This window comes from Mycobacterium aquaticum, assembly GCF_002086485.1.
Taxonomy (GTDB): Bacteria; Actinomycetota; Actinomycetes; order Mycobacteriales; family Mycobacteriaceae; genus Mycobacterium; species Mycobacterium aquaticum.
The window spans coordinates 22,371-34,817 of the sequence record NZ_MVHF01000066.1 but is presented as its reverse complement, the minus strand read 5'-3'; the positions used below and the strand labels follow the sequence as shown (position 1 = coordinate 34,817).

The following is a 12,447-nucleotide window of genomic DNA, read 5'->3' as shown; positions in this document are numbered from 1 at the left end:
CGAGGCCTACCAGCTGCTGCGCGACGCCCTGGGCCTGACCGCCCCGCAGATCGCCGACGTGTTCGCCGAGTGGAACAAGGGCGAACTCGACAGCTACCTGGTCGAGATCACCGCCGAGGTGCTGCGCCAGGTCGACGCCAAGACCGGCAAGCCGCTGGTCGACGTCATCGTCGACGAGGCCGAGCAGAAGGGCACCGGCCGCTGGACCGTCAAGTCCGCACTGGACCTCGGGGTGCCTGTCACCGGCATCGCCGAGGCGGTGTTCGCCCGTGCGCTGTCCGGCTCGGTGCCGCAGCGCAAGGCCACGGTGGGGCTGGCTTCCGGACAGCTCGGCGACAAGCCAACGGACAGCACGCAATTCATCGAAGACGTCCGCCAGGCCCTGTACGCCTCGAAGATCGTCGCGTACGCCCAGGGGTTCAACCAGATCCAGGCCGGCAGCGCCGAATACGGCTGGAACATCACCCCCGGCGACCTGGCCACCATCTGGCGCGGCGGCTGCATCATCCGCGCCAAGTTCCTCAACCGCATCAAGGACGCCTTCGACGAAGAACCCGAGCTGGCGACCCTGCTGGCCGCGCCGTACTTCCGCGACGCGGTCGAGTCGGCCATCGACAGCTGGCGCCGCGTCGTCATCACCGCCACCGCCCTCGGCATCCCGATCCCGGGCTTCTCCTCATCCCTGTCGTACTACGACGCGCTGCGCACCGAACGCCTCCCCGCCGCGCTGACCCAGGGCCTCCGCGACTTCTTCGGCGCCCACACCTACGGGCGCACCGATGCCGAGTCCGGCCAGAAATTCCACACCCTCTGGAGCGGCGACCGCAGCGAAGTCCCCGCCTGAGTAGATTCGTTGCCGTGAAGTTTCTGGATGGACACACCCCGCCGTACGACCTGACCTACAACGATGTGTTCATCGTTCCCGGCCGGTCGGACGTGGCGTCCCGCTTCGATGTCGACCTGTCCACCGTCGACGGATCCGGCACGACCATTCCGGTGGTCGTGGCGAACATGACGGCCGTGGCAGGTCGCCGGATGGCCGAGACCATCGCGCGACGCGGCGGCATCGTGGTGCTCCCCCAGGACCTGCCGATCACCGCGGTGGCCGACACCGTCCAGTTCGTCAAGAGTCGCGATCTGGTGGCGGACACCCCGGTGGTGCTCGGCCCGGAAGATTCGGTGTCCGACGCAATGGCGCTGATCCACAAGCGAGCCCACGGCGCGGCGGTGGTGACGTTCGAGGGCCGACCGATCGGGCTGGTCACCGAGGCCGGCTGCGCCGGGGTCGACCGGTTCGCCCGGGTCCGCGACGTCGGGTTGTCCGACTTCGTGACGGCCCCGGTCGGCACCGAACCACGTCAGGTGTTCGACCTGCTCGAACATGCCCCGGTCGATGTCGCGGTGCTCACGGCGCCCGACGGCACCCTGGCCGGCGTGTTGACCCGAACCGGTGCGATCCGGGCCGGCATCTACGCGCCCGCGGTCGACGCCTCCGGGCGGCTGCGGGTGGCCGCGGCCGTCGGTATCAACGGTGATGTCGCGGGCAAGGCCCGCGCGCTGGTCGAGGCAGGCGCCGATCTGCTCGTCATCGACACCGCGCACGGGCACCAGCACAAGATGCTCGACGCCATCAAGGCGGTGGCGTCGCTGGATCTCGGTGTACCGCTGGCGGCGGGCAACGTGGTCTCCGCCGAGGGCACCCGCGACCTGATCGAGGCAGGCGCGACCATCGTCAAGGTCGGGGTCGGCCCGGGCGCCATGTGCACCACCCGGATGATGACCGGCGTGGGCCGGCCGCAGTTCTCGGCTGTGGTCGAATGTGCCACCGCGGCAAAGCAACTCGGTGCGCACGTGTGGGCCGACGGCGGGGTGCGTCATCCGCGGGACGTGGCGCTGGCGCTGGCCGCAGGCGCGTCGAACGTGATGATCGGCTCGTGGTTCGCCGGCACCTACGAATCTCCCGGCGATCTGCTGCGCGACCGCGACGACCGGCCGTACAAGGAGAGCTACGGCATGGCGTCCAAACGCGCCGTGGCAGCCCGTACCGCGGGCGACAGCCAGTTCGACCGCGCCCGCAAGGCGCTGTTCGAGGAAGGCATCTCGACCTCCCGGATGGGGCTCGATCCCGCGCGTGGTGGTGTCGAGGACCTGCTCGACCACATCACCTCGGGCGTGCGCAGCACGTGCACCTACGTGGGTGCTGCCACCCTGCCCGAGCTGCACGAGAAAGTGGTGCTCGGGGTGCAGTCGGCGGCCGGTTTCGCCGAGGGGCATCCGCTGCCCAGCGGTTGGTGACGCAACCGGCTGCTCGTGGCCGCGATAAGATGGACGCTCATCGCATTCACTGCTGGCCAGATTTCGCTGCGCCATCCGACCGAAAGGGTTCACGTGCCGCAGGCACCCGCTGAGGCCTCCGGTTCTGAACCGGCCTTCTCCGCGGAACAGCAGACAGCTTCGGACGCCGACACGGGCGACCCCTCTACTAGTCGGCCGGGCCTTCTGCCCGGCGCCCCGCCGGCGAGGACCCGATGAGCTCCGACCTGGTCTTCTCGCTGCTCTCGATCCTGGCGATCGTTCTGCTCACCGCCGGTACCGCGATCTTCGTCGCTGCCGAGTTCGCGCTCACCGCGCTGGAACGCAGCACCGTCGAGGCCAACGCCCGCACCGGTGACCGCCGCGACCAGATGGTCCGCCGCGCCCATCGGACCTTGTCCTTCCAGCTCTCCGGTGCCCAGGTCGGCATCTCGATCACCACGCTGGCCACCGGTTATCTGGCTGAACCCGTCGTCGGCCGGCTGATCCGCCCCGGTCTCGACGCGCTGGGCATCCCTGCCAACATCTCGAGTGGCCTCTCGCTGTTCTTCGCCGTGGTGATCGCCACGTCACTGTCGATGGTGTTCGGCGAGCTGGTGCCCAAGAACCTCGCGGTGGCCCGCCCGGTCCCGACGGCTCGCGCCGCAGCCCCGTTCCAGCTGCTGTTCTCGACCCTGTTCACCCCGGTCATCCGGATGACGAACGGCACCGCGAACTGGATCCTGCGCCGGCTGGACATCGAGCCGGCCGAGGAATTGCGCTCGGCCCGCTCGGGTCAGGAACTGGCCTCGCTGGTGCGTAATTCGGCGCGCAGCGGTTCGCTGGATGCGACGACGGCGCTGCTCGTGGACCGGTCGCTGCAGTTCGGCGAACGCACCGCCGAGGAGCTCATGACACCACGGTCGAAGATCGAGGCGCTCGAAGCCCACGAGACCGTCACCGACCTGCTTGAGGTCGCGATCAGGACGGGCTACTCGCGGTTCCCCATCGTCGAGGGTGACCTCGACGAGACCATCGGCGTGGTGCACGTCAAACAGATCTTCACCGTCCCTCGGGAGGAACGCGCCCGTACGCGGCTGGCCGCGCTGGCGCTGCCCGTCGCACGGGTGCCGTCGGCGCTCGACGGCGATGCGGTGATGGCCCAGATCCGGGCCAACGGGCTGCAGACCGCCCTGGTGGTCGACGAGTACGGCGGCACCGCGGGCATGGTGACGGTCGAGGACCTGATCGAGGAGATCGTCGGCGACGTCCGCGACGAACACGACGACGCCACCCCGGACGTCGTGCCGGCCGGCCGCGGTTGGCAGGTCTCGGGTCTGTTGCGCATCGACGAGGTCGCGACCGAGACCGGTTTCCGCGCCCCCGAGGGTGAATACGAGACGATCGGCGGGTTGGTGCTGCAGGAACTCGGCCACATTCCCGAGACGGGTGAGGCTGTCGAGCTGACGGCGTTCGACCCGGACCAGCCGAGCGACGAGCCCGCCCGCTGGCTGGCCACGGTGGTCCGGATGGACGGGCGCCGCATCGACCTGCTCGAGCTGACCGAACTGGGCCCGCGCTCCGCACCGGGAGACGACAACCATGGGTGACGTCTTCGGCGTGCTGCTCACGATCGTGCTGCTGGCAGCCAACGCGTTCTTCGTGGCTTCGGAGTTCGCACTCATCTCGGCGCGCCGCGACCGGCTGCAGGCGCTGGCCGAGCAGGGCAAACACAGTGCGGTGACCGTGATCCGCGCCGGCGAGAACCTGTCACTCATGCTCGCCGGATCGCAGCTGGGCATCACGATCTGTTCGATCCTGCTTGGCCGCGTCGGCGAGCCCGCGGTGGCCCATCTGCTGTCCAAACCGTTCGAGCTCGTCGGGGTGTCCGACGCGGTACTGCACACGGTGTCGTTCATCGTGTCGCTGGCGATCGTGGTGACACTGCACGTACTGCTCGGCGAGATGGTGCCGAAGAACATCGCGATCGCAGGCCCGGAGTCGGCGGCCATGCTGCTGATCCCGACGTATCTGGTGTACATCCGCGCGGCCCGGCCGTTCATCGCGTTCTACAACTGGTGCGCCAACGCCACGCTGCGTCTGTTCCGGGTCGAGACCCGCGACGAGCTGGAGTCCGCGGTCTCGACCGTCGAGCTCTCGGAGATGATCGCCGAATCCCTCTCGGAGGGCCTGCTCGACGCCGAGGAGCACCTGCGGCTGACCCGGGCATTGCAGACCCGGACCCGCAAGGTCGCCGATGTCGCGATGCCGCTGTCGGAGATGCACGCCATCCGCGTCGCCGCCCCCGGCTCGGGCCCGACGGTCGGCGACGTCGAGCGGGCACTCGCCGAAACCGGTTACTCCCGCTTCCCGGTGGCCGATTCGTTCGGCGAGTTCATCGGCTACCTGCACATCAAGGACGTGCTGCCGGAGGTCGACGATCCCGAGGCCGTTCTCGACGTGTCGATGGTGCGGCCGCTGCCACAGGTGCCCGCGTCCCTTCCGGTGCCCGACGCGTTGTCGCGGCTGCGGCGCAGCAACAGCCACCTGGCATTGGTCACCGATGACGCGGCCGACGGCGCCGTCACCGCCATGGTGGCGCTGGAGGACCTGGTCGAGGACCTCGTCGGGACCGTGCGCGACGGGACCCACCGTGTCTGAGCTGGTGCTCGACGAGGCGGACTGGACCGAACGGGAGCAGCGGCACCGCAGCCGCGCCGACCGATTCCTGAAGCCCCACCTGCGCCGCCAGGAACACGGCCAGGCGCATCCGGTGTGGGATTTCCTGTTCACCTACTACAGCCTGCGGCCGCGCCAACTGCGCCGCTGGCACCCGGGGTTCGGCGTCGTGCTCGGTGGCCCGGCGGCGCGGCGTTATCTCGGCGCGAGCGGCTACGGCAGTCGTGGAGCCGGGGTCGGGGTGACGCCGACGCATCTGAGTGCACGCGCGGACACGGTCCGGTTCATCGCGCAGCTGCTGCACGCGACGGCGACCCGCCCGCCGCGGCTGAACTGCTTCGGCCTGCACGAGTGGGCCATGGTGTACCGCACGCCGGAGAAGCGGCACGGTCAGGTGCCGCTGCGGCTCGGCGCCGCCGGAACCGATGCCGTCGTCGACTCGCTGCCGTTGCGCTGCAGCCACTTCGACGCGTTCCGGTTTTTCACCGAACCCGCCGTCCCCCGCAACGAGCAGCCACTGAGCCGCGAGACGCAGATCCGCACCGAACAGCCGGGCTGCATTCATGCCGCCATGGACTGCTACAAGTGGGCCTACAAGCTGGGCCCGCTGGTGGCCTCCGAGCTGGTCATGGACGCCCTGGAGCTGGCCGCCGAGGCACGCGCCGTCGACATGCGGGCCAGCCCGTACGACCTCGACGACTACGGTTTCGCACCGATCGCCATCGAAACGCCTGCCGGGCGGGCCGAATACGTGCGCGCCCAGCAGGACATCGCCGAGCGGGCCGCTCCGCTGCGGGCCCGGCTGCTCGGTGTGTGTGACACCCTGCTCGAAGCGCTGGACTCCGAAACATTGCGGGGCCGCACGCGATAACCAAGGTGCACGAGCGCTGACACGCTCCGAGTCAGGGAGGCCATCCATGCGCGCAACGACCGTGACCGCGTTGGCGTCGCTGCTGCTGGGCACGGCGGGAACCGTCGGCCTCGCGCCCGCTCAGGCCGGTCCGCAATGTGCTCCGGGCACCGTCAGGCTGACGGCGGTGAGCACCGATGCCACGCAAGGCACCATCACCGGCTCCCCTGCCGGCGGCGGCGCACCGATCACGCTGAGCGGTCCGCTCGACGCCTACCGGAAATCCGAGGGGTTCGGGGACAACCCCCCGCCCGCGGTCAAGCAGTGGGACGACACGCTCGACCAGGTGACCGTTCCGATCGCCCCCGACGACCCCAACTGGTACGGCCGCGCCAAGAGCCGGGCCTTCGCGTCGCGCTCCCTGAACGACCTCGCCGTCTCCTTCCCGGCAAACACTTTGGTCGTCCACTACTGGCAGGGCGACCCGCCCGGTGCTGCATGCGCCATGTCATCCATTCAGCCCGTGGCCCCGTAGGTGCACTCCCAGCGAACGGCACACGTGTTGGAGACGTCGCGAACAGCGCCGCACCCGTCATCGCCGCAATTACTGACCGGTACGATGAGCAAATTGCCGCTATCCCGGAATAAGGATTGAGAACTGATGACCGATCGCGTGAAGGTGGGCAACCTCAGGGTCGCCAAGGTGCTGCACGACTTCATCACCAATGAGGCGCTGCCCGGCACCGGGGTAGATCCCGACACCTTCTGGTCGGGTGTGGACAAGGTCGTCGCCGACCTCACCCCCAAGAACGAAGAGCTGCTCGCGCGTCGTGACGAGCTGCAGGCCCAGATCGACAAGTACCACCGCGCCCACGTCATCGAGCCCTTCGACCTGGCCGACTACAAGCAGTTCCTCACCGAGATCGGCTACCTGCAGCCCGAGCCCGCCGATTTCAGCGTGACCACCGCAGGCGTGGACGACGAGATCACCACCACGGCTGGCCCGCAGCTCGTGGTGCCGATCCTCAACGCGCGGTTCGCGCTCAACGCCGCCAACGCGCGGTGGGGATCGCTCTATGACGCGCTGTACGGCACCGACGTCATCGGTGAAGATGACGGCGCCGAAAAGGGTTCGGGCTACAACAAGATCCGCGGCGACAAGGTGATCGCCTACGCGCGGAAGTTCCTCGACGAGTCCGTGCCGCTGGCCGCCGGCTCATGGAGCGACGCCACCGGGCTCAAGATCGACGAGGGCCAGCTGCTGGTCGAATACGGCGACGACCTATCGACGGGGCTCGCCGCGCCCGAGGAGTTCGTCGGCTACACCGGTGAGCTCGGCCAGCCGCAGTGGTCGGTGCTGCTCAAGCACCACGGGCTGCACATCGAGATCCTCATCGACCCCGACTCCCCCATCGGCTCGACCGACGCCGCAGGCATCAAGGACGTCGTCCTGGAATCCGCGATCACCACGATCATGGACTTCGAGGACTCCGTGGCCGCCGTCGACGCCGACGACAAGGTGCTGGGCTACCGCAACTGGCTGGGCCTGAACAAGGGTGACCTGGCCGAAGAGGTCAGCAAGGGCGGCAAGACCTTCACGCGTGTCCTCAACGCCGACCGCACGTTCACCACACCTGACGGCGAGGGTGAGCTCACGCTGCCCGGGCGCAGCCTGCTGTTCGTCCGCAATGTCGGGCACCTGATGACCAACGACGCCATCACCGATGCCGAGGGCAAGGAAGTCCCCGAGGGCATCCAGGACGCGCTGTTCACCGGCCTGATCGCCATGCACGGATTGAAGACCGGCGACGCCAACGGTCCCCTGCAGAACAGCCGCACCGGCTCGGTGTACATCGTGAAGCCCAAGATGCACGGGCCCGACGAGGTCGCGTTCACGTGTGAGCTGTTCAGCCGCGTCGAGGACGTGCTGGGCCTGCCCGAGGCCACCCTCAAGGTCGGCATCATGGACGAGGAGCGCCGCACCACGGTGAACCTCAAGGCCGCCATCAAGGCCGCCGCCGACCGCGTGGTGTTCATCAACACCGGCTTCCTGGACCGCACCGGCGACGAGATCCACACCTCGATGGAAGCCGGCCCGATGATCCGCAAGGGCGCCATGAAGAGCCAGCCGTGGATCAAGGCCTACGAGGACAACAACGTCGACGTCGGCCTCGCCACAGGCCTGTCCGGCAAGGCCCAGATCGGCAAGGGCATGTGGGCCATGACCGAGCTGATGGCCGACATGGTCGAGCAGAAGATCGGCCAGCCCAAGGCCGGCGCCACCACCGCGTGGGTGCCGTCCCCGACCGCCGCGACGCTGCACGCCATGCACTACCACGCCGTCGATGTGTTCGAGGTGCAGAAGGAACTGGCGGGGCGCGAGCGCGCGTCGATCGACGACCTGCTGACCATCCCGCTGGCCGACTCGTCCCTGACCTGGTCGTCGGAGGAGATCCACGAAGAGGTCGACAACAACTGCCAGTCGATCCTGGGCTATGTGGTCCGCTGGATCGACGCGGGCGTCGGTTGTTCGAAGGTGCCCGACATCCACAACGTCGCCCTCATGGAGGACCGGGCCACCCTGCGGATCTCCAGTCAGCTGCTGGCCAACTGGCTGCGCCACGGCGTGATCACCGCCGACGACGTCAAGACCAGCCTGCGCCGCATGGCCGCCGTGGTCGACGAGCAGAACGCGGGCGATCCCGACTACCTGCCCATGGCCCCGAACCCGGACGCCAGCATCGCGTTCCAGGCCGCCCAGGAACTCATCCTGTCGGGCGCGGCGCAGCCCAACGGCTACACCGAACCGATCCTGCACCGCCGCCGCCGCGAGTTCAAAGCGAGCACTGCTGCGCAGTGACTAGACTTCGGCGGCGGAACCGGACGTTTGGTCGACGCGACGAGTACAGAGGCTAGGGATGGGTAGGCACAGCATTCCCGACGACCCCGAAGACTCGGCCGACGACCCCGAGCACGAACCGGGTCACCGGTCGGGTCGATACAGCTCGGGCGGCTACGACTCGGACGACTACGACAGGCCCGGTTACCGGCGGCCGTCCGGGTCCCGTGATTCGGGTTACCGGCGGGCGGACGACGGCCGGTACGACGACCGCGCCGCTGCGGATGACGGTCCGCGCTACCGGGATTCGGAGTACGAGGATCCGTACGGCGACGCCGAGTACGACGATGCGGGGTACGCGGGCTATCCCGATGACGACGATTACGCCGACGACGACGCAGACGTCGATCGCGACGCGCCGACAACACAGTTCAGTGCCGTCGGCCGCCGTCAGCCCAACGGTCGCCAACACGGCGGCGACTGGGACGGCGGCGAATGGACCGGCAGCCACCGCGCCGTCTCGACCGGACGACGCGGTGTCAGCGTCGGCGTGATCGCGGCGCTCGTCGGCGTCGTCGCGATCGTGGCCGTGGTCATCCTGTGGCGGTTCTTCGGTGACGTGCTCTCCAGCCGCAAGGACGCCGCCGCGGCCCGCTGCGTCGACGGTGACCTGGCGGTGGCCGTCATCGCCGATCCGACCATCTCCCCGACCGTCGAAACCCTGGCCGACAAGTACAACGGGTCGGCCAACCCGATCGGCGACCGCTGCGTCAAGGTGCAGGTCAAGTCGGCCGAATCCGACCAAGTTGTCAGCGGTTTCGCCAACGCGTGGCCCAAGGACCTGGGTGACAGGCCTGCCCTGTGGATCCCGGCCAGCGGGGTCTCCGAGGCACGGCTCGAGGCCACCGCGGGCGCCAAGACCGTCAGCGACAGCCGCTCCCTCGTCACCTCACCTGTGCTGCTCGCAGTGCCGCCACAGCTCAAAGATGCGTTGGCGCAGCAGAACTGGTCGACTCTGCCGAACCTGCAGAGCAACCAGAACGCCCTGAACGATCTGAAACTGAACGGCTGGGGCCCGCTGAAACTGGCTCTGCCCACCCGCAACAACGGCGACGCCGCCTACCTGGCCGGCGAGGCGGTGGCAGCGGCCTCGGCACCGTCGGGGGCACCGGCCAGCGCCGGGCTCGGCGCCGTCAACACGCTGATCGGCGGAGCGCCCAAGCTCGACAATGCCGAGCTGGGAACGGCTTTCGACGCCATGCTCAAGGCGACGGACCCGGCGGGTGCACCCGTGCATGCGGTCGTCACCACCGAGCAGCAACTGTTCCAGCGCGCCGGCTCGCTCAGCGACGCCAAGAGTGATCTTGCCGGTTGGGTGCCCCCGGGCCCCACCGCGATGGCGGATTACCCGACGGTGCTGTTGACCGGAGACTGGTTGTCGCAGGAACAGGTCACGGCCGCCAGCGAATTCGCGCGGTTCATGCGTAAACCCGAGCAGCTCGGCGAGCTCGCCAAGGCCGGCTTCCGGGCCGAGGGCACGTCGGCGCCGTCCAGTGACGTGACCAAGTTCGCGCCCGTCAGCGCACCACTGTCGGTCGGCGACAACACGATGCGAGTCACCCTCGCCAACGCGATGGCCACGCCGTCGACCAGCCCGGCGGTGACGATCATGCTGGACCAGTCGATGCCCACCGACGAGGGTGGCAAGTCCCGGCTGGCGAATGTGGCTGCGGCACTGAACTCGCGGCTCAAGGCACTGCCTGCGAGCTCCGAGGTGGGCCTGTGGACGTTCGACGGCACCGAGGGCCGCTCTGCGGTCTCCAGGGGCCCGTTGTCCGACCAGGTCGGCGGCGAACCCCGCTCGCAGGCGCTCAGCTCGACTCTCGACGAGCAGACGGCCTCGGGCGGGGGTGCGGTGTCGTTCACCACGCTGCGGCTCATCTACACCGACGCGACGTCGAACTTCCGTGATGGCAAACACAATTCGATCCTGGTGATCACCACCGGCCCGCACACCGACCAGAGTCTCGGCGGGCAGGGCCTGCAGGATTACATCCGCGGAGCGTTCGACCCGGCACACCCGGTCGCGGTGAACGTCATCGACTTCGGCGGCGAGACCGATCGGGACACCTGGGAAGCGGTCGCGCAGACCACCGGCGGCAAGTATCAGCACCTGACCACTTCGGCCTCCCCCGAACTGGCCGCTGCCGTGGCCACCATGCTGAGCTGACCCGGCAAAAGAGGTGCGTTCTGGCTCTCGGTGAACGGGAGACAATACACACACCGACTTTTCAGGGGGTGCAATGACACTGACGGTGTCGCAGGTGTTGGGAGCCCAACCCCAATCACTGCTCAACGCCGCAGAAGAGGTGGCCAGTTCTGCGAACCGGCTCGACGCGCAGATCTCGTCGCAGCGCTCACATCTGAGCCAGCTGGCGGGCAGCTGGACCGGCGGGGCGTCGACCGCGGCGCAGAAACAGGGCGCCGACATGCTCGTCGGTCAGGAGGGCTACCGCGACAAGCTGCGCGCCATGCAGCAGGTGATGTCCTCGGGCGGCCAGCAGCTGACCGGCATCAAGTCGGCCCTGGAAAGCATGGTCAACGGCGGGGCCGGCCAGCTCTGGAAGGTCGGCGACAACGGTTCGGTGACCCCGGGGCCCCTGCTGCAGCAGTACGCGAACCTCTTCCCTGTGCTCGGCATGGAGATCAAGCTCAAGGCGCTCGAGATGGAGACGGCGGTCAAGAAGATGCTCGCCGAGTTCGAGCAGGCCGACAAGTCCACCGCGGAAGCGCTGCGCAAGTTCGCCGAGGAGCACAAGGACGACGGCAAAGACGACAAGAAGAAAGACGGCGACACCAAGCCCGAGGACAAACCGGAGAAGCCGAAACCGTCACCGACAGGGCAGAACCCGGCCGATATCGCCAAGGACTTCCTCGGCCGCAACGCCTCGGACCTCAAGCGCAGCGGCGACCTCCCGATGGATCCCAGCGTGCCCAACGACGTGTGCTGCGCCAACTTCGTCACCGCGACGCTGCAGAAGGCGGGCCTGATCGATTGGCACAGCAACGGCGTCGCCGACATGTCGCAGCGGCTGCAGGCCCAAGGCTGGCACATGGTGCCCGCATCGGAGGCCAAACCCGGTGACGTCGCGGTCATCAACGGCAGTCAGCACACCGAACTGGTCGCCACCAACGACGGTGGCCGTATCACGCTGATCGGTTCGAACAACAAGAATGCCGACGGGAGCCAGGTGGTCAGCTACGGAAACCCGTACGGTCAGGTGATGTACCTGTCGCCACCGTGATCCGGCGTGCCGGGGCGGTTCAGTCGGTGGGAATCCGGAAGATCGCGGCGGGCGCCCCGTAGCGTTCGGCCCAGCCGTCCCACGCCAGGTCGGTCGGGCCGACGGCACTGTCGACCCTCGCCCATGACGTGCCGTCGTCGCGGAACAGGCCCGCATAGGTGCGTGACCTGCCGCCGTTGGCGGCGGCTTCGGCATACGGTGTGCCGCTGTAGTCGAACGGGCGGCCGTCGGCACCGACGATGTTGCCGTAGACGAACGCCCAGCCGTCTGCGATGTTGACGGTCTTTTCCTCGAACTCCGCGGGCACGCCGAGATGAGCCCTCAGATCTGCCACCACGGGATGCACAACGCCAGGGTAGATCCCGACAGCAGCTCAGCAAAACACGATTTTGGTGCGCGGAGCCGCGGTAGGAGCACATTACGATCATCTTCGGGCGGCAGTCGTCGCCGCTGGGGACGATCGACAGGCGGGGGATGCCGTG

General features: G+C 68.3%; 10 protein-coding genes. 9 read left to right on the top strand and 1 reads right to left on the bottom strand.

The features are described 5' to 3' along the window. From BST13_RS36050 to BST13_RS36010, 9 genes are all read left to right on the top strand, one after another. Nucleotides 1-844, top strand: an 844-nt coding sequence (locus BST13_RS36050) for an NADP(+)-dependent, decarboxylating phosphogluconate dehydrogenase (protein ID WP_483869188.1), incomplete at its 5' end; no start/stop codon positions are given. 14 nt (nucleotides 845-858) lie between these two features. Then, nucleotides 859-2,295, top strand: coding sequence for a GuaB1 family IMP dehydrogenase-related protein (locus BST13_RS36045; protein ID WP_083170734.1), 1,437 nt, complete (start codon nucleotides 859-861; stop codon nucleotides 2,293-2,295). 233 nt (nucleotides 2,296-2,528) lie between these two features. Further along, the gene (locus tag BST13_RS36040) at nucleotides 2,529-3,902 is read left to right on the top strand and encodes a hemolysin family protein (protein ID WP_083170733.1); all 1,374 of its coding nucleotides are present in this window, start codon (nucleotides 2,529-2,531) and stop codon (nucleotides 3,900-3,902) included. Beyond that, nucleotides 3,895-4,953: a hemolysin family protein gene (locus BST13_RS36035; RefSeq protein ID WP_083170731.1), complete on the top strand. Its 1,059-nt coding sequence runs from the start codon at nucleotides 3,895-3,897 to the stop codon at nucleotides 4,951-4,953. The genes BST13_RS36040 and BST13_RS36035 overlap by 8 nt, the downstream gene beginning before the upstream one ends. Beyond that, nucleotides 4,946-5,842 (top strand): 3-methyladenine DNA glycosylase, encoded by an 897-nt coding sequence (locus tag BST13_RS36030; RefSeq protein WP_083170730.1) that lies wholly within the window; start codon nucleotides 4,946-4,948, stop codon nucleotides 5,840-5,842. The genes BST13_RS36035 and BST13_RS36030 overlap by 8 nt, the downstream gene beginning before the upstream one ends. A gap of 46 nt (nucleotides 5,843-5,888) precedes the next feature. Then, nucleotides 5,889-6,356 (top strand): hypothetical protein, encoded by a 468-nt coding sequence (locus BST13_RS36025; RefSeq protein WP_083170728.1) that lies wholly within the window; start codon nucleotides 5,889-5,891, stop codon nucleotides 6,354-6,356. 126 nt (nucleotides 6,357-6,482) lie between these two features. After that, nucleotides 6,483-8,681 carry a malate synthase G gene (locus BST13_RS36020; RefSeq protein ID WP_083170726.1) on the top strand — a complete coding sequence of 733 codons (2,199 nt, stop codon included), beginning with the start codon at nucleotides 6,483-6,485 and terminating at the stop codon, nucleotides 8,679-8,681. A gap of 58 nt (nucleotides 8,682-8,739) precedes the next feature. Then, on the top strand, nucleotides 8,740-10,890 hold the full coding sequence (locus tag BST13_RS36015) for a substrate-binding domain-containing protein (protein ID WP_083170725.1): 2,151 nt from the start codon (nucleotides 8,740-8,742) through the stop codon (nucleotides 10,888-10,890). A gap of 73 nt (nucleotides 10,891-10,963) precedes the next feature. Next, entirely contained in the window at nucleotides 10,964-11,965 is a 1,002-nt protein-coding gene (locus BST13_RS36010) for a WXG100 family type VII secretion target (RefSeq protein ID WP_083170718.1), read from the top strand. 19 nt (nucleotides 11,966-11,984) lie between these two features. Here the strand turns inward: BST13_RS36010 and BST13_RS36005 are convergent, their stop codons facing one another. After that, nucleotides 11,985-12,311 (bottom strand): hypothetical protein, encoded by a 327-nt coding sequence (locus tag BST13_RS36005; protein ID WP_142282936.1) that lies wholly within the window; start codon nucleotides 12,309-12,311, stop codon nucleotides 11,985-11,987. Between the last annotated feature and the right edge of the window lie 136 nt (nucleotides 12,312-12,447).